A 16,841-nucleotide genomic window follows, 5' to 3' on the forward strand; every position below is an offset into this window, starting at 1 on the left:
TTGCTGGTCCTGCTTTTGCTGATCCTGCTTTTGCTGGTCCTGCTTTTGCTGGTCCTGCTTTTGCTGGTCCTGCTTTTGCTGGTCCTGCTTTTGCTGGTCCTGCTTTTGCTGTTCCTGCTTTTGCTGGTCCTGCTTTTGCTGGTCCTGCTTTTGCTGTTCCTGCTTTTGCTGGTCCTGTTTTTGCTGGTCCTGCTTTTGCTGGTCCTGTTTTTGCTGGTCCTGCTTTTGCTGGTCCTGCTTTTGCTGGTCTTGCTTTTGCTGGTCTTGCTTTTGCTGGTCTTGCTTTTGCTGATTTGGGTTTTTCTGCTCGGGGTTTTGCTTTAAAAGCTTTTCAAGTAACTTACGATTAACCAGGGCATCCTGATTTTCAGGATTTTTGGCTAAGGCTTTATCGTAAGCGGCGATTGCTTCTTTATATTTACCCAAGTGAGCTAAAGCATTGCCTTGATTATAATAACCTTGTTCATCTTGTTGCTTTTGATAAAGTTCGCTGGCCTTTTGATAATCTCCAGCACGATAAGCTGCAGCTGCAGCCCAGTCATTGCGATTAAAGGTGGCCCCAGCTTCTTTATACAGCTGCTTACTCATTAACTCTTGCCCTTGCTGATCCGCAGTAGACCACAGGTCTTGCCATTGCCAGGCTTGGGCTGATAAGGACAGGAATGAAGTAAATAAAAGAATTAAATAACGCATCATACTACGATCCTTTGCAGCCAGCCACGTTGAAAGACCGGGAGCAGTAATAATAAAGCAGCGATTAAAAACCAACGCCCTTCATCACGCCATAATGGAATATTATCCTCTTTACTCAAGGCAAATTGCTTTTGCTCACTCGCATCGATCCATTGATCTAAATTACTAGCATCGGAAGTGTATCTTAACAATTGGCCATCTCCCGCCTCTGCAAACACTTGAAATAATGGATTTAAATTGGTGTCAGCCGTAATGGGCATAATGGAGGTGACGATTTCTGCTGCGGCTAATTTCTTGGCTTCTGCAATGGCATTTGTGGATGGGGAATCTGCGGTTAATACGAGAATTTGCCCATGGTTATAACCGGCTTGCCTAATTAATAACGCGGCTTCAGCTACCGCACTTTCCAAATTATGGCCGGTTACTGGCATGATGTTGGGAGTTAATGAAGATAATAAGGCGCTAATGGTCTGGCCATCATCGGTAAGCGGAGAGACGACAAAAGGTTCACTGGTAAAGGCAACTAAACCAAATTGACCAATATCTTTACGTGCAAATAAATCACGTAACTTAAATTTAGCACGGCTTAGACGATTAGGACTCAAATCCTTTTCCAGCATATTTTCGGACATATCCAGTACTAAGACGCGTGGTTGTATGGGTTTATAGGTTGGCACCGGTAACTTATGCCAGGCGGGCCCAGCAATACTGATAATCATAAAGAGGATGCTGAGCAATAAGCAAAAAATTGCCCCCATTCGCCGACCTTGTCCTTTCTTTTGTAGCAAATGATGAAGCAAATGGGGATCGCAAATTTCTGCCCATGCATGCAGTTTAGGATGGCGGCGCCAGCTGGCAAAGCCGAGTCCTAGTAAGGGGATAATCATGAGTAACCACCAGGGTCTTAAGAAATGAAAATCAGCGATCATGATTTAAGGCCTCCGGATTTGCTGTAGTTACAGGAGCTTTGATTCGCAAATCAGCTTGACTTGCCAGCCAATAAAGACAGAGCAGGAGCGCTACGCCAACAAACCATGGATAATAGTCTTTTTGTGGGCGGATGGTTGCTTGCTCTTGATTTACTTTTACTAATTGATTAATGGTTTCATAAATGCTGTGTAAGCTAGCCATATCGGTGGCACGAAAATAGCGTCCGCCCGTTAGTGCTGCGATTGCTTTTAAGGTATCTTCATCCAGATCTGCGGAAGCGTTTTGCATGAGAAAAGCACTGGTTAGCGCTCGTGGATCGGCTGCGGCCCCTAAACCAATAGTGTATATTTTTATTCCTTCATCTTTTGCCAACTCGGCCGCCTTAAGAGGTTCAAGCACACCGGAGTTATTGGCACCATCGGTTAAGAGAATAAGAACCCGCCCTTGTTGCGGCACTTGTTCCAAGCGTTTGACAGCCAAACCAATGGCATCACCAATGGAGGTCGTTTTTCCCGCTAAACCCGCGGTTGCGTCGATAAGGCGTAGTAAAACGCTTTGTCGATCATAGGTTAAGGGCGTTTGCAGGTATGCGTTACTACCAAATAAGATGAGGCCTATTTTGTCACCAGCTCGTGCTTGAACAAATTGTTCTGCGGCGTTTTTAACCACACTCAGGCGACTGGCAGGTCGCCCATTCAGCATCATATCGGGTATTTCCATACTGCCTGATAAGTCTAAGGCCATCATTATGTTGTAGCCCTCACGCTCAACCGGTTTGGGTTCACCAATCCAACGTGGACCTGCTAAGGCAAAAACGAGCAATAGCCAGATTAGTGCAGGCAGTAATAACGACGATTGTGCACTAAGTGAGCGTTGCTGCTGGTTAGCAATTCCCGCCATTGCCTTAAAAAAGGGCACATTTAAGGCCGTAGGCAGCTGCAGCCTGGCTTTGGGCATGAGCAGCCAGAATAATAAGGGTAAGGGCATGAGTAATAAAACCCAGGGATTGACTAATGTGAACATGGTACTCCCCTTTGCTTAATCCAACGCTGAGCATGGCTGAACAAGGGATTTAGATCCATGCCCGTATCGACGGCTTTAAAAGGCGCATCTAACAGGAGTGTGCGTACAGCATTAAAGTCTATTCCTGTGCTGGTTTGATTTAAAAATTGCAACCAAGCCTCGCCATGCAAGCTGGCTACTTCAGTGCGCGGATAATAGACTAAGGCAACCCGGCGCAATAACTCTGAAATTTGCGCGCTGCTGCTTGACGTATTATGTTCTTTTTCATAGTCTTCGTGATAGTTTGCTAATAAAAGCAAGGCTTGCTTTTTGGCTAAGGCATAACTGTGGTGTCGATAAAGATATGCCGCCAACACGGCAATGAGCAGAACGACTAGTGTAATGAGGCCATACCAGCCCGGTGCAAGTGGCCACCAGCTAATGGCATCCGGCAAATGAATGTCTTTAAGCTGAGCTAAAGGGTCGCTCTGATTAGCCACGAGACCTCCTGGAGAAAGTACGACGTACCAGTTGCGTTAAATCAAGATCCGCCGTGGTTTGTACGTATTGAATGTGTAAGCGTTTAAATTGTTCTTGCAACAGATTTATTCTTTGTTGGCAATATTGCTGATATGCTTCGTTTACCGAGCGTACACGTGTATCCAGCAGTAATTCCTGCTGTCCATTGGTGATGGCATATTGTTGCGGTTTGGGAGGCGCTAATTCCACCCGGTCGCAAATATGATAGGCAATAATATCATTATGGCTGCGTAAACGATTTAAATGCTTTTCACATTCCTCATCCATTGTATAAAAATCACTGATCAACACCAAAATACTGCCTGGCCTAACCACGCGGCGTAAACGTAATAGAGCATCACTTAGCAGGGTGGGGGGGCTTCACGTTGAGTGTCGCTTTGTTCGGTGTATTGGCTTAGGGCAGCTAGCATGGGAAGAACTCCGGAATCACGTCCACGCGGAATAAATTCACTATGCTCCGTTGCAGAGAAAAATAACCCGCCCACCCGATCGCCTTGTTTAATTACCGTCCAGGCCAACATGGCGGCTAGACGAGCGGCCACTACCGATTTGAAAGCGACTCGGGTACCGAAAATCATGGAGGGGTTGAAATCAGCCAGAATCACCACTGGTCGTTCGCGTTCCTCTTGATAAATTTTCACATGGGGTCTGCCAGTACGGGCGGTAACCCGCCATTCCATGTGACGAATTTCATCTCCGGCTTGATAATGGCGTACCTCAGCAAAGTCCATGCCGCGACCACGTAATTTGGACAGATGATTTCCAGCACGAATCGCCCGTCCTTCGGGTTGATAGCGAATTGATTGCGCATAACGGCGCAAGTCAATCAATTCATTTAATTCTGCAATAACTCCATCAGCCATAAAAACCTCATGTTACGGAACAGCGACTAACCGTAATAGAGAATCAATAAAGTCGTCACTACTGATTCCTTCAGCTTCTGCTTCAAAACTTAATAAAATGCGATGGCGCAACACATCATGAGCTATCACATGAATATCATCTGGCGTTACATAATCACGGCCCGCAAGCCAGGCATGTGCTTTCGAACAACGGTCCAGAGCAATGGTTGCACGTGGGCTTGCACCAAAACGTAACCAACGCCCTAACTCTTCATCATATATTCCGGGGTTACGGGTGGCGACGACCAGTTGTACTAAATAATTTTCTAAGGCTTCACTGGTATGTACTTTCAGTACCTGTTTGCGTGCCTCAAATAAGGTGGCTTGGGGTAATTTTGTGAAGACTGGCTTAGGGGAGGCCATCGCAGCCCCTAAGGCTTCTCGACGTGATAGAGCCAAAATATCTTGTTCAACCTTAGCATCTGGATAACCAATTTTCACATACATCAGGAAACGGTCTAATTGCGCTTCAGGTAAGGGATAGGTTCCCTCTTGCTCAATCGGGTTTTGCGTTGCCATGACCAGAAATAATTCTGGCAAGGGATAGGTTTTTCCACCAATGGTGACTTGTCGTTCCGCCATCGCTTCCAGTAAGGCCGATTGTACTTTAGCTGGAGCGCGGTTGATTTCATCTGCCAATAGAAGGTGGTGAAATATTGGACCTGGTTGAAATACGAAAGAGCCATTTTGCGGATGATAAACATCAGTCCCGGTCAAATCGCCAGGTAACAGATCCGGAGTAAACTGAATGCGATGAAAATCACCTTCAACTCCATCGGATAATTCTTTAACTGCACGGGTTTTTGCTAAACCAGGTGCCCCTTCTACCAATAAATGACCATCTGCCAATAAGGCAATCAACAAACGAGATATTAAGCCTTCTTGTCCCAAAATCTGCGCATTAAGGTGCTGACGTAGCTGCGCTATTTGTTGTTGTACCGAATCGACAACTGTGTGGTCTTTTACTTGCTCCATGGCGATACCTACCGAGGTTTAAAAAAACTTATCCTAACGTGAAATTCAAGTGATGCCAAGTGCTTACAAAAAAAGTAGCATTGATATCGGTGGCATCAAGGCTTGGTTTTTCTATTGGTAATCGGGATGTAATTCCAATGGCATCATCAGTTGTAAGCGTTGGTACAAAGAAATAATTTCTTCGCAAAAGACATGGAGTTGTTGCTGATTTTCCCAGAGGTCATATTCTGAGCCTTTATGGAAGGCTTGTTGTCGAGATAGCATTTTTAGCTGATCAATTTCTTGACGAGAAAAGCCCAAATGACCGTTTAATTCAACCAGCTCCATTAAGTTTTTATATTCTTTAATGGGACGTTGTTCGTGCAAGCAATAGGCTTTTAAGGTTAATTGAAACGCGTGGTACATTAAGGAAGTAATGGGTGTGAGGATGAATAAGGCTCTAGGTGAGCCGATGGCTTCGTAATCTAGCTGTTGTAGGAGATTATCTGCGGCATAAGCATGTTGGGTTGCAATACTCAGTAACTCCAATGGGGATAAATAATGTTTGTCCATAATTAATGCATGTTCCTGGTTAGTTCGATTTTTTGCAGAATAATGTTAAAATTGTTGTCATTATAGCTTTGATTTAATTTGATGCACGCTTTTATTAATAGTCCTCTACAAATAGGTTCTCTTACGGTACCTCACCGTTTAATTCAGGGTCCATTGGCAGGGTACAGTTGTGCACCCTTCAGGACTTTATTTAATCGTTATAGCGCTCCAGCATACTGCGTTACCGAAATGAGTTCAGCAATGGATGTGGTGCATCGTCATGACCTCAATTCCCGTTATATTTATCGTTCACCTGAAGAGCGATATTTAGCCTATCAAATCTCGGGAACTGAATCTAGGGTTTTAGCCCAGGCTGCAGTGCAATTAGAGGCTTATGGTGCGGACCTGATTGATATTAATTGTGGGTGTCCTAAGCCTAAGATTCGTAAGAAGGGGGCGGGGAGTGCTTTATTAGAAACACCAGAGCGCCTAGCCGATATCGTGAAGACGGTGCGAGCGGCGATTACAATTCCACTTACGGTTAAAATTCGTATTCAAGATAGCAACGACGATGTTATTTTGGCGCAAAAAATTGCCGCGGCAGGGGCCGATGCTTTAATTGTACATGGCCGACGTTGGGTTGATGATTATGATGTAGCGGTTAATCTTCAGCAAATTGCACGCATTAAACAGGCGGTGAACATACCGGTAATCGCTAATGGTGATATCGACTCGATTGCGAGTTTGCAGCGGGCAGTGGAGGTTAGTGCTTGTGATGCCTTCATGATTGCGCGTGCTGGCAGTGGCCAGCCTTGGCTGTACCAGGAATTATTGGAACAACGCTCCATTCATATAAGTGGGGTGGAAAGGGCCGATTTATTTCTGACCCATTTACGGGATTTGGCAGCTTTGGAAGATGAGTTTAAGGCTATTTTACAAAGTAAGTCTTTGGTGCGCTATTATTTCGGCAAGAATCTCAATGCTACTTGGTTGCAGGAATTTTATCAGCTGGGTTCGTTGCTGGAGATTGAGGCGTTTATTGGGTCTTTGGGTTAAACAGATCTTAGCCGCGAAATATTATTAGATGTCACCTGGCTGCAAGCAACCAGGTGACACTGATTGGGGAGTCGACGCTACGCAAAATCGCCCAGGTGAATAACCGCTCTCCTAATTAACTTAAACTCCGACCCCCATCAACCTGTAAAATTTGACCTGTAATAAAGGAATTTTCCGCCAAAGCCAACACCGCTTGTGCAATAAACTCCGGACTCCCATGCCGCTTTAATGGTGTTTCCGCAATAATTTTTTGCTGTATCGCTTGGTTCAAACTATTTTCATTCTCTGGCCAGGCAATCGAACCGGGAGCAACTGCATTGACGCGAATTTCTGGGGCAAGCTCTCGGGCCAGGCTTTTAGTTTGCATTTCCAGAGCCGCTTTTGTCTGGCAATAAACCGAATAGCCAGAAAGCGGCTTTGCCGCATGGATGTCCGTAATGTTGATAATTGCACCAGCACTCTTCGCTAACAGCGGACGGGCGGCAAGGCTTAATAAAAAAGGAGCCTTTACATTGGCATTAAAAAGAAGCTCCCAATTCGCTTCTTCAGTTTGATGGCAATCGTTGCGTATAAAAACCGAGGCATTATTCACCAGCAAATGCAATTGTCCTGCCCAAGCGCTCACGGCGGTAATCAATTCCTGTGCAGCATGAGGTTCAGTTAATTCTTTTTGTAAAACAATGGCACTATCTGAGCGTTGCTCGTTTAATTGCTCCGCAAGCTCCTGTGCTTCGGCGAAGGCATAACGACAATGAATTGCCACTTTATATCCCGCACCATGCAGTTTTTTCACAATAGCAGCGCCTATACGACGAGCGCCGCCAGTGACCAAAGCTATTTTTGCCGCTTGTGTGTTTATTGGATACAATGTATGTTCCCCTTTTTAGAAAAAATGCCAAGGATTTATGGCAATATTTAACGACATTATTAATAAGTTATGAGTATACAACAAACATTACATGCACGGCTTAGTGACGGGCAAGCGCTTCCTTTTGTGGAATTCATGCAATTGGCCTTATATGCTCCGGGAGAAGGCTATTACAGTTCCGGTTTGCAAAAATTAGGTAAGCATGGGGACTTTATTACAGCTCCTGAGTTAACTCCGCTTTTTGGACAAACGCTGGCGAATCAATGTCAGCAAATTATGCAGGTGCTGGAATCGCCTAAGGTTCTTGAATTTGGTGCCGGAAGTGGAGCACTGTGTGTGGCTTTATTAGCGCAATTAGAGACGCTTAATTGCTTGCCAGAACATTATTATATTTTGGAAGTGAGTGCCAATTTACGCCATCGACAGACGGAGTTAGTGCAGCAAAAAATTCCTCACTTAGCTCATAAAGTTATTTGGTTAGAGCAATGGCCGGAGACTCCTTTTAACGGGGTGGTGTTGGCGAATGAAGTCTTGGATGCTATGCCGGTGCATCGTTTTATGCTAAACGAAGACGGTATTTTCGAAAGTTATGTTATCCTAGACGAGCAGCAGCAATTAAAAGAAGTCTTTAAACCCTGCGACAATTCACCACTACAAGAGTACATCCAGCAACGCTTAACTATTGCAACGTTGCCTTATCTGTCGGAGGTGAATCTGTTTATTGATGATTGGATCTTAAATATTTACCGCAGCTTGAATCAAGGGACCGTGTTTTTAATCGACTATGGCTTTCCGCGTCATGAGTATTATCATGCGGACCGTCGCCAGGGAACCTTGATGTGTCATTATCAACACCAGAGTCATCCGGATCCTTTATTGCATCCCGGAGCGCAGGATATTACTGCACATGTTGACTTTACGCATGTAGCGGAAGCGGCACAGCAGGCGGGGTTTCATGTTGCAGGCTATACTGACCAAGCCTCTTTTTTGCTCGCCAACGGTTTGCTCGGCTTAATTAATACACTGGATGATGAAGTAGAACAAGTCAAAGCAAAACAAGCAATTAAACAATTGACCTTACCCAGTGAGATGGGTGAATTGTTTAAAGTAATCGCATTAAATAAGGATATAGACATCGATTTACTTGGGTTTCAACTATTAGATAAACGAGTGAGTTTATGAAGATACAAAAATACCTGACTACGGTCGAGTTACAGAAAGAATCGATGAAGTTTTCGGCCGGGCACACCACCATTTTTTCTGCCACTGAGCGCGAGCCTTTGCATGGCCATATGTATGGCGTTTACCTTGCCCTAACCACTTGGGTCGAAGAAAATGGCATGACCTTTGATTATCGTTATTACAAAAAGCGTATTCATCACTTATGTAGCCATTTGAATCAAACCTTTTTAATGCCACAATTTTCGCCATTTTTAGAATACGCAGAAGATGAAGAGTATTACTATTTTACTTTTAACCATAAAAAAATCCCCTTTCTCAAAGAAGACGTGACCATGCTGCCGGTAACCAACATTACGGTAGAAGAATTATCACGCTGGTTTGTGAATGAGTTAATTAAAGATACGGAAGAATTAAACCGTCATCGTATTGATAAAGTGGTGGTAAAAGTCTTTTCAGCCCCTGGACAATCTGCAAGCCATGAATGGCAAAGACCGGCATGAAAACGGTTTATCAGGTTTGTATTCCTCATACCAGCCGTGATTTTTTTGATTATGAAGCTGAGGCCGGACTTAGCCCATGTATTGGCGGGCGGGTATGGGTGCCCTTTCGCAAGCAGACCCGCTTGGGAGTTGTGGTAGGCAAACTTGAATTAGCAGAAGTAACGACATCTTTAAAAAGCATTAGTGAGGTAATTGATAGTGAGCCGTTAATCCCCGAGGATTTATTAACCTTATGTTCTTGGATAGGGACCTATTATCAATCCGCATTATCTGAGGTCTTGCCTTTGGCCTTACCGAAAAAGTATCGCTTAGGGCAGGCTTGCCAGTTACCTCAGGGAGATTTTTACCAATTAGCGCTGGCCGTTGATGAGGCAAGAAAAATAGTGCCGACACGTGCGCGCAAACAATTATTGCTGGTCGACTTTTTAGCCAGCCATAATGAGCCCGTTAGCAAGCAATCGCTGGTGCAACAGGGCTTTACTTCAAGCCAGCTGCTTAATTTACTAGCCGCAGGAGTAGTGGATTTATCCCAACAGGATATGTTACCTACCCAGACCCGTACGATGCCATCGCATCCATTACCTTTGAACCCGGAACAAGCCGTTGCAGTTACTACTATTAGTGAACAGTTAGGGCAGTATCAATGTTTTTTATTGCAGGGGGTTACTGGTAGCGGTAAGACGGAAGTGTATTTACAGGTAATTGCTCAGGTTTTGGCGCAAGGCAAACAAGTTTTAGTATTGGTGCCTGAAATTGGCTTAACCCCACAATTACTGGCTCGTTTTACTGCACGCTTTAATGAGACTATTGCCGTAATTCATTCCAGTTTAAATGAGTCTGAACGCCAAGTTGCCTGGCAATTAGCCAAAGAAAATAAAGCGCAAATGGTTATTGGTACTCGAGCGGCTATTTTTACTCCTATGCCTAATTTAGGTTTAATCGTCATTGATGAAGAGCATGATGCATCTTTAAAACAAATGGAAGGGGTGCGTTATTCAGCGCGTGATACCGCGCTAATGCGCGCGCATCTAGCCAATATCCCGATTATTTTGGGTTCGGCAACCCCGAGTTTGGAAAGTTTATATAATTGCCAACACGATAAATATCAGCGGTTACGATTGACTCATAAAGCTTTATCTACCACGCCCCTGCATTACCAGCTGATTGATTTGCGCGCACAAACTTTACAGCATGGGTTGGCCACTCCGACCTTGCATGTAATTAAAGAACATTTACAAAGGCAAAATCAGGTTTTAGTGTTTATTAATCGACGCGGTTTTGCCCCGGTTTTACTATGCCATCAATGCGGATGGATGGCGGATTGCCGAGCCTGTGATAGTCATTTAACCCTGCATAAACAAGTTGGGCAAATAGTTTGTCATCATTGTGGGCTGACTCAACGCACTCCCGAGCATTGCCGCAGTTGCCAAAGCCATGAGTTGATTCCGGTAGGGGCGGGAACCCAGCGAGTGCATGAGTTTTTAAGCGCCTATTTTCCAGACACGAATGTGGTGCGAATTGACCGTGATGCGGTGCGTAAAAAGCATGCTTTAGATGACCATTTGGAGATGATCCAACGCGGTGAGGCGCAGCTGATTGTCGGCACCCAAATGCTGGCTAAGGGGCATCATTTCCCACGCCTTTCTCTCGTGGTGGTGCTGGATGCTGATTCGGGATTATATAACCAGGATTTCCGTGCTTTGGAGCAGTTAGGTCAGCTACTCACTCAGGTGGCTGGGCGAGCAGGGCGAGCCGAACAGGCGGGGCAAGTCATCATCCAGACCCATTTACCGGATCATCCCTTATTAAATATATTAATTCAGCAAGGCTATGAGCCCTTTGCCGATGCCCTACTGGCTACTCGCCAGCAAGCGCAGCTACCCCCTTATCATTATCTTGCGGTGATTCGTGCACAAGGAAAAATCTCTACTAGCGTATTAAATTTTTTGCGTGCAACAAAAGAGCAAATGCTCCATCACCCTTTAACGATTATGGGACCAGCCCCCGCGCCCTTACCCCGTAAAGCCAACCAATACCGCATGCAATTATTAATTAAGTCGCCGTCTCGCAAAGTATTAAAGAGCGCTTTGACACAAGTTCGAGAGTGGTTAACAATGAATAGATTAACTAATGGTATTCGCTGGAATGTGGATGTTGATCCTATGGACTTATCATGACTGAAAATAAAATTACCGTACACGAAAAAACTTTCGCTATTGCTTGGGGCGATATGGATGCTTTAGGGCATGTAAATAATGCACGTTATTTTGACTATTTTCAGGAGGCGCGTATTGAATGGTTACGTGAGTTGAATATACAGATGACTGAGCAAATGGGGCCGGTGGTTATTCATGTTGCCTGTACTTATTTAAAACCGGTAGTGTATCCGACGACCGTAACTTTACGTTCCAGAATATACAATATGGGTAATTCCAGTATGATGATGGATCATGATTTATACCAGGATGAAGTCTTAATGGCTCAAGGCAGCTGTAAAGTGGTGTGGGTCGATTATACTAAAAATAAATCGGTACCATTACCCGAGAGTATTCGTATTTATTTTGCTGCGAGCAAATAACATAATAGGTATCGGCTCTGAATGGATGCTGAGCGGCTAAGACGCCAATAGTTTTGCATTATTCGTGGAGCTATCGAGGCGCTTGGTGGCTCCAATTGCTCTTGAGCACCTCCTTAATCAGGTATTGCTTAACGGGAATACCCTAAATAATCCATTTTTCCAACATCCATACCATTGTGGCGTAAAATGTCATGGGTGGTGGTGAGGTGAAAAAATATATTTGGCAGCAACATCGACAATAGGTAGGTACGGGCGCTCACAGAAATACTTTCCTGGCGTACTTTGATTTCAAGAAGGCGATTATCATCCCCATTAAGTAGTTCAGGTTTAATATCCTGTAAAAAACCAGCTGTCTTGGTCAGACGCTCTTTGAGTTCGGCAAAAGTCGATTCCGTATCCGGAAAACGCGGAGAGGGTATGCCTGCGAGTTTGGCTACTCCCCCTTTACAATTATCACTAAAGCGCTGAATTTGTCCTGACAAAGGAAGCATATCCGGGGCAAGACGGGTGTTAATTAAAACGGAGGGGTCAATATTTTTTTCAATCGCGTAAGCAGCGGCTTTATCCATATATTCAGAAAGAATACCTAAATTGCGTAGCATCACGGGGATAGTGAGCTCATACATCGAGAATGACATGTCAACTCCATTGCAAATCAAGTTCATGTTAAAAGCTTATTAGAGCAACGCCAGCTTGTAAAGCGCGCAATGGCAATTTAAGGATTTATGCCAATGCGCTTAAGAACGGTATGCTATAATCTAGAAAAAGCTAAGGAGCCGATGATGGAAAAGGCAGAATCAATAAAGCGCAGCAAAATGGATGTAATGGATGCGATATATAATCGCCGCGCAGTACGTAATTATTTACCCCAAAAAGTTGATGCAGAGATTATAAATCAACTCTTGGATGCAGCTGCCCATGCCCCATCTGCATTGCATGAAGAGTCGCGCGCATTTGTGGTGGTGCAGGATAAATCTTTATTAGACCGTATCTCCGCGAGCGCCAAGGTGCTCACCAGCACCAAACAACATAATGACTTGCAGGAAGAGCATGTTTTACAAGTAGTGCAACAAAAAGAATTCAATGTTTTCTATAATGCGCCTACTTTAATTGTTATTTGCAGTACGTTTAAAGGTGAGTTTGTCAGTGCCGATTGTTGGTTAGCGGCTGAAAATTTAATGCTCTCTGCTTTGACTTTTGGCCTTGCTTCTTGTGTTATCGGTTTTTCAGTTCCTGCGTTAAATTTACCTGAATGGAAAAGTGAATTAGGAATACCTGAAAATATGACCGCTGTGGTGCCGATTATTCTTGGTTGGCCTGCAACGCCTACTTTAGCTACCACACACAACCCCCCGCAAATCCTCAAGTGGCTCTAGTGAGCACTGTCAAAACGCCATCCCGAGCGTAGCGAGGGAGCTTCTGCATCTGGCTCCCTGCTTGCATCAGGATTTCCTCACCCCGTGCAGGATGATATTTTCTTAACATGATAACAGTGCCTCTTTTACAAAGACGAAAGGCTGCGTACGTTGAGACCAAGTTTGACTATTTATAACCATATTGAATTTACAATAATTATCTATGCCCATATTTTTTGCTTTGTGCTTTTAATTGAGCTCCTAATAAAGTACACTCCGCGCTTTTAATCAACGCCATTTATTGAAATTATGCAAGAGAAAACAGAAAAGACAGGAAAAAAGTTGAGCTTTCATGGTAGCGCTTCCACCAATAAATTCGTTGGGGGACTCTACCGAGATATTAACGGTAGGCTCGCAGCTGATGAGCCAAGAGCAGCTGCTGCAGAGCAAATTCATAATGCATTTACCACTTATCTTGGGCATTTAAAGCAAAATTTCCCAACGATTGTAATTGATGAGAAGGACCCCTCAAAGGCGAAAGAAATTGATCCTCGTATTTTGTCTTATCACGTGCTAATGAGATTTCTGGACAAAAACGACGCAAATCTACCTGTGGCGTATCAAGGACGGGAGCTAAAGTTTGATGTTTATGGCTGGCCCGTGGCTGTTGACGATGAGTCTTTTGTTCAATGGGGGATTTTTACTCAGGCGGCTGCTACTGCTTATCAAACAGTATTGCCTGATGCTGATTTAAGCAAATGGGCTGGTCCCCTGCAAAGTAATCTTGATGATATTGATAGCGCTCAAGGCGAGGAAGAGTTATCTACCGTTATGCCTCCATTGTTTGGTGACGGGTTGCGTTTTGAACCGCAATGGCAAGAATCAAGCAGTCTGAGCCCTGCTCCGAGCTCAGAAGATACGCAAGAGTTATCGACCGATACTTCATTGCCATCTAAAGAATTAGCTCCAGAACAGGAACCGAAAGAGTCAATAAGTAGTGATTCTACTTCGTCGAATCTACAAGCTCAGCCACAATCGGCTCCACAAGAACTGGATAATTATGATTTTGATGCTTGGCAGGCACCTGCAGAATTAACCCGTTTACGGGCAAGTATTAAAGCAATGCATACTTACGGTTTGGGCTTAAAAACAACATGCCCTAAAAAAGCAGATGCAGCCATGCAGTTGGCTGTAGAGTTGACCAAGGATTTACAGAACTATTATGCAAACGCGGCTGAGGCACGCAATGAAGAAGCTTTTAAAAAGGCGTTTCACCAGAAGCTGCATTCTCATGATGAATTAATGTCTACTCACCGTAATTATGCAAAGGTAGTTCTGGCTAATATAGCTATTGCCTTAACTGGGATAGGTTTAGCTGTGATCGTTGTCTCTTTATTAGTTCGCGGACATGGTTTGTATAACGCAACCCAAGGTCAAAATAAAGTGAATGATATTGACCTGCAATTCGATAAATCGCTAAGGGCAATCTAATTCGTCAGTGTACACCGGGTATGGCTTTTATTTAAACTAAAATAAAACACCGGCCGTCATTGCGCACCATGTGAAGCACCCAGTACGGAGTTTTAACGAAGTATCGTTCTGGGTTGCTTGGCAATGAGGAAATTCGCTTATCTCGTGAGCGCTCAAGGTTGTCCTTCCTATCTATACCACTTATTCATTTTAGAGGATTATTTTTTATGACTATATTTGAAATATTAAAGAAAATTTTTTGTTGTGGGAGTTCGACTCTTCCCACAGAGCAGGAGCCAATTTTGTCTGCGGATGCTGGCAATGGGGGGGCTTATCAGGATATTTATATCTATGGAGGTAATGACGGTGTAAATACAATCGGAGTAAATGCAGACCCTCCCACGACGCCAATTAAAAAGGGGAGAGAAACCGCAAGTGCTCCTCCCTCACCTGGTTTTTTTGTGGGGGATGCAGCTAAGCCAACGTCACATCATCAGACGCCTCCCTCACCCGGCTTTTTTTATGTCGACAGTACGACACCTAAGAAAATGACATCAGGTACTCATAGTACTCCTTCTACGCCGGGCTTTTATGTCGAAAGCCAGACACCAAACCCCTCGCCCGCAAAAAGCACCCATTCTTCTCCAGAATTTTCTTTAAGAACAGGTGACGACGATGAGGAAGATACGACTACACAGCAATGGGTGCCTTAATCGCAGGATGGGATTGATAATCCACAAACTCGAAATCTTCATAAACATAATCAAATAGGGAACTTGCCTTCCGTTTGATATGTAAGCGAGCCAAAGGGAATGGCTCCCTGCTTAATTGGGTACGTGCTTGTTCTAAGTGATTTAAATACAAATGACAATCGCCACCCGTCCAAATAAACTCCCCAGCTTCTAGTCCACATTGTTCTGCCACCATATGCGTGAGCAGTGCGTAAGAAGCAATATTAAAGGGCACGCCTAAAAAGACATCGGCAGAGCGTTGATACAATTGGCATGATAGGGTGTTGTTCGCTACATAAAATTGGAACAGGGCATGGCAGGGCATTAAGGCCATTTGCTCCAATTCGCCTATATTCCAGGCACTGACCAGCAAACGACGAGAATCAGGATTCTTTTTGATTTGTTCCACTACCTCACTGAGCTGGTCAATATGACGGCCATCGGGGGTGGGCCAGTTGCGCCATTGCTTGCCATAGACCGGGCCTAAATCGCCATTGCTATCTGCCCATTCATCCCATATGGAGACGCCATTTTCTTTGAGGTAGGCAATATTGGTATCTCCCTTTAAAAACCACAGTAACTCATGCACGATGCTGCGCATGTGTAGCTTTTTGGTGGTAACCAAAGGAAACCCCTCACGTAAATCAAAACGCATTTGATGGCCAAAAACGGATAAGGTTCCTGTCCCTGTACGGTCGGTTTTTTCCGTTCCGTGTTGTAAAATATGCTCTAATAATTGCAAGTATGTTTTCATCGCTCAGCTCGCCACCATAAAAAAAGGCCCAATAGTATCATAGGAACAGATAAAATTTGACCCATAGTTAGCCATCCAAAGGCAAGATAACCTAATTGAGGGTCTGGTTGGCGGAAAAATTCCGCAATAATACGGCATACCGCATAACCGATAAGAAACACCGCTGATACTCGGCCAGCAGGGCGGGGTTTGCTGGCATAGCACCAGACTAAGATAAATAACCCAATACCCTCTAAACCAAATTCATAGATTTGTGATGGGTGACGAGGCTGTGGGTCAACATGACTGTACACCATGCCCCAAGGAGCATCGGTTACACGTCCCCAGAGCTCACCATTGATGAAATTACCAACGCGTCCAGCGCCAAGACCGATGGGAACTAAAGGTGCAATAAAATCGGCGACTTCCCAGAAGGGACGTTTGTATTTGCATGCAAACAGCCATAAAGCAGCAATAACTCCTAACAAGCCACCATGGAAAGACATGCCTCCTTCCCAGATTTTAAATAAGGACAAAGGAGTATGGATTAATACTGGGAAATCATAAAAGAGCATGTAGCCAACACGTCCACCGATGATGACGCCGAGGGCGGCATAAAAAATCAGGTCGCTAATCTGGTCGGAATTCCAATTTAATTTGTAGTGTTTCATGCGCCAATGAGCGAGGAGCCAGGCGCTAGCAAAGCCAATGAGGTACATCAAGCCATACCAGTGGACTTGAATGGGTCCGAGTGAAAAAGCAACCGGATTAATGTAAGGGTACTGAAGCATAAGC

Annotated in this window: 18 protein-coding genes and 1 pseudogene; 8 read left to right on the forward strand and 11 right to left on the reverse strand. The window is 44.5% G+C overall.

Translation table 11 applies throughout. The features are described from left to right. The 7 genes and pseudogenes from ACD661_RS13810 to ACD661_RS13840 form a co-directional block, all read right to left on the reverse strand. The coding region (locus tag ACD661_RS13810; RefSeq protein WP_400188454.1) for a tetratricopeptide repeat protein at positions 1 to 696 on the reverse strand (696 nt) is incomplete at its 3' end. Then, positions 693 to 1,622, reverse strand: coding sequence for a VWA domain-containing protein (locus tag ACD661_RS13815; protein ID WP_400188455.1), 930 nt, complete (start codon positions 1,620 to 1,622; stop codon positions 693 to 695). The genes ACD661_RS13810 and ACD661_RS13815, both read right to left, overlap by 4 nt. Beyond that, the gene (locus tag ACD661_RS13820; protein WP_400188456.1) at positions 1,612 to 2,646 is read right to left on the reverse strand and encodes a VWA domain-containing protein; all 1,035 of its coding nucleotides are present in this window, start codon (positions 2,644 to 2,646) and stop codon (positions 1,612 to 1,614) included. Before ACD661_RS13820 ends, ACD661_RS13815 begins: the two co-directional genes overlap by 11 nt. Next, positions 2,634 to 3,125, reverse strand: a complete 492-nt coding sequence (locus ACD661_RS13825; RefSeq protein ID WP_400188457.1) for a DUF4381 domain-containing protein — start codon at positions 3,123 to 3,125, stop codon at positions 2,634 to 2,636. The genes ACD661_RS13820 and ACD661_RS13825 overlap by 13 nt, the downstream gene beginning before the upstream one ends. After that, positions 3,118 to 4,028 (reverse strand): annotated as a pseudogene (locus ACD661_RS13830) (DUF58 domain-containing protein). Before ACD661_RS13830 ends, ACD661_RS13825 begins: the two are co-directional and overlap by 8 nt. 12 nt (positions 4,029 to 4,040) lie before the next feature. Beyond that, complete coding sequence (locus ACD661_RS13835; protein ID WP_400188458.1) at positions 4,041 to 5,042, reverse strand: AAA family ATPase; 1,002 nt, start codon at positions 5,040 to 5,042, stop codon at positions 4,041 to 4,043. A gap of 111 nt (positions 5,043 to 5,153) precedes the next feature. After that, positions 5,154 to 5,594, reverse strand: a complete 441-nt coding sequence (locus ACD661_RS13840; protein WP_400188459.1) for a hypothetical protein — start codon at positions 5,592 to 5,594, stop codon at positions 5,154 to 5,156. An 81-nt stretch (positions 5,595 to 5,675) separates the two neighbouring features. Between ACD661_RS13840 and ACD661_RS13845 the strand changes: the two genes are divergently transcribed. Continuing rightward, positions 5,676 to 6,629 carry a tRNA dihydrouridine synthase gene (locus ACD661_RS13845; RefSeq protein WP_400188460.1) on the forward strand — a complete coding sequence of 318 codons (954 nt, stop codon included), beginning with the start codon at positions 5,676 to 5,678 and terminating at the stop codon, positions 6,627 to 6,629. 115 nt (positions 6,630 to 6,744) lie between these two features. Here the strand turns inward: ACD661_RS13845 and ACD661_RS13850 are convergent, their stop codons facing one another. Beyond that, entirely contained in the window at positions 6,745 to 7,497 is a 753-nt protein-coding gene (locus ACD661_RS13850) for a pteridine reductase (protein ID WP_400188461.1), read from the reverse strand. A gap of 69 nt (positions 7,498 to 7,566) precedes the next feature. On the opposite strand from ACD661_RS13850, the gene ACD661_RS13855 reads away from it, so the two are divergent. The 4 genes from ACD661_RS13855 to ACD661_RS13870 are packed head-to-tail and all read left to right on the forward strand — an operon-like array spanning position 7,567 to position 11,757. After that, a complete protein-coding gene (locus ACD661_RS13855) occupies positions 7,567 to 8,679 on the forward strand; it encodes a class I SAM-dependent methyltransferase (RefSeq protein ID WP_400188462.1) in 1,113 nt (370 codons plus the stop codon). Next, positions 8,676 to 9,179, forward strand: a complete 504-nt coding sequence (locus ACD661_RS13860) for a 6-pyruvoyl trahydropterin synthase family protein (protein ID WP_400188463.1) — start codon at positions 8,676 to 8,678, stop codon at positions 9,177 to 9,179. Before ACD661_RS13855 ends, ACD661_RS13860 begins: the two co-directional genes overlap by 4 nt. Next, complete coding sequence (locus tag ACD661_RS13865) at positions 9,176 to 11,356, forward strand: primosomal protein N' (protein ID WP_400188464.1); 2,181 nt, start codon at positions 9,176 to 9,178, stop codon at positions 11,354 to 11,356. Before ACD661_RS13860 ends, ACD661_RS13865 begins: the two co-directional genes overlap by 4 nt. Continuing rightward, a complete protein-coding gene (locus ACD661_RS13870) occupies positions 11,353 to 11,757 on the forward strand; it encodes an acyl-CoA thioesterase (RefSeq protein WP_400188465.1) in 405 nt (134 codons plus the stop codon). Before ACD661_RS13865 ends, ACD661_RS13870 begins: the two co-directional genes overlap by 4 nt. 128 nt (positions 11,758 to 11,885) lie before the next feature. On the opposite strand, the gene ACD661_RS13875 is transcribed toward ACD661_RS13870, so the two are convergent. Next, positions 11,886 to 12,395, reverse strand: coding sequence for a DUF1993 domain-containing protein (locus ACD661_RS13875; protein ID WP_400188466.1), 510 nt, complete (start codon positions 12,393 to 12,395; stop codon positions 11,886 to 11,888). 144 nt (positions 12,396 to 12,539) lie between these two features. Between ACD661_RS13875 and ACD661_RS13880 the strand changes: the two genes are divergently transcribed. The 3 genes from ACD661_RS13880 to ACD661_RS13890 all read left to right on the forward strand — a co-directional run bounded on the left by ACD661_RS13880 (position 12,540) and on the right by ACD661_RS13890 (position 15,295). Further along, a complete protein-coding gene (locus ACD661_RS13880; protein ID WP_400188558.1) occupies positions 12,540 to 13,133 on the forward strand; it encodes a nitroreductase family protein in 594 nt (197 codons plus the stop codon). A 288-nt stretch (positions 13,134 to 13,421) separates the two neighbouring features. Continuing rightward, positions 13,422 to 14,603, forward strand: a complete 1,182-nt coding sequence (locus ACD661_RS13885) for a hypothetical protein (protein ID WP_400188467.1) — start codon at positions 13,422 to 13,424, stop codon at positions 14,601 to 14,603. Positions 14,604 to 14,809: 206 nt separating this feature from the next. Further along, on the forward strand, positions 14,810 to 15,295 hold the full coding sequence (locus tag ACD661_RS13890) for a hypothetical protein (protein ID WP_400188468.1): 486 nt from the start codon (positions 14,810 to 14,812) through the stop codon (positions 15,293 to 15,295). On the opposite strand, the gene thyA is transcribed toward ACD661_RS13890, so the two are convergent. Together thyA and lgt are read right to left on the reverse strand one after the other, a co-directional pair. Then, positions 15,273 to 16,067, reverse strand: a complete 795-nt coding sequence (gene thyA / locus ACD661_RS13895; protein ID WP_400188469.1) for a thymidylate synthase — start codon at positions 16,065 to 16,067, stop codon at positions 15,273 to 15,275. The genes ACD661_RS13890 and thyA overlap by 23 nt on opposite strands. Beyond that, positions 16,064 to 16,837, reverse strand: coding sequence for a prolipoprotein diacylglyceryl transferase (gene lgt / locus ACD661_RS13900; RefSeq protein ID WP_400188470.1), 774 nt, complete (start codon positions 16,835 to 16,837; stop codon positions 16,064 to 16,066). The genes thyA and lgt overlap by 4 nt, the downstream gene beginning before the upstream one ends. Between the last annotated feature and the right edge of the window lie 4 nt (positions 16,838 to 16,841).

This window comes from Legionella lytica, from assembly GCF_044626755.1.
Taxonomy (GTDB): domain Bacteria; phylum Pseudomonadota; class Gammaproteobacteria; order Legionellales; family Legionellaceae; genus Legionella; species Legionella lytica_A.

Coding starts and splice junctions, on each gene's coding strand:
- ACD661_RS13815 (WP_400188455.1), bottom strand. CDS start 1,622: ATGATCGCTGATTTTCATTTCTTAAGACCCTGGTGGTTACTCATGATT.
- ACD661_RS13820 (WP_400188456.1), bottom strand. CDS start 2,646: ATGTTCACATTAGTCAATCCCTGGGTTTTATTACTCATGCCCTTACCC.
- ACD661_RS13835 (WP_400188458.1), bottom strand. CDS start 5,042: ATGGAGCAAGTAAAAGACCACACAGTTGTCGATTCGGTACAACAACAA.
- ACD661_RS13840 (WP_400188459.1), bottom strand. CDS start 5,594: ATGGACAAACATTATTTATCCCCATTGGAGTTACTGAGTATTGCAACC.
- ACD661_RS13845 (WP_400188460.1), top strand. CDS start 5,676: ATGCACGCTTTTATTAATAGTCCTCTACAAATAGGTTCTCTTACGGTA.
- ACD661_RS13855 (WP_400188462.1), top strand. CDS start 7,567: ATGAGTATACAACAAACATTACATGCACGGCTTAGTGACGGGCAAGCG.
- ACD661_RS13860 (WP_400188463.1), top strand. CDS start 8,676: ATGAAGATACAAAAATACCTGACTACGGTCGAGTTACAGAAAGAATCG.
- ACD661_RS13865 (WP_400188464.1), top strand. CDS start 9,176: ATGAAAACGGTTTATCAGGTTTGTATTCCTCATACCAGCCGTGATTTT.
- ACD661_RS13870 (WP_400188465.1), top strand. CDS start 11,353: ATGACTGAAAATAAAATTACCGTACACGAAAAAACTTTCGCTATTGCT.
- ACD661_RS13875 (WP_400188466.1), bottom strand. CDS start 12,395: ATGTCATTCTCGATGTATGAGCTCACTATCCCCGTGATGCTACGCAAT.
- ACD661_RS13880 (WP_400188558.1), top strand. CDS start 12,540: ATGGAAAAGGCAGAATCAATAAAGCGCAGCAAAATGGATGTAATGGAT.
- ACD661_RS13885 (WP_400188467.1), top strand. CDS start 13,422: ATGCAAGAGAAAACAGAAAAGACAGGAAAAAAGTTGAGCTTTCATGGT.
- ACD661_RS13890 (WP_400188468.1), top strand. CDS start 14,810: ATGACTATATTTGAAATATTAAAGAAAATTTTTTGTTGTGGGAGTTCG.
- thyA (WP_400188469.1), bottom strand. CDS start 16,067: ATGAAAACATACTTGCAATTATTAGAGCATATTTTACAACACGGAACG.
- lgt (WP_400188470.1), bottom strand. CDS start 16,837: ATGCTTCAGTACCCTTACATTAATCCGGTTGCTTTTTCACTCGGACCC.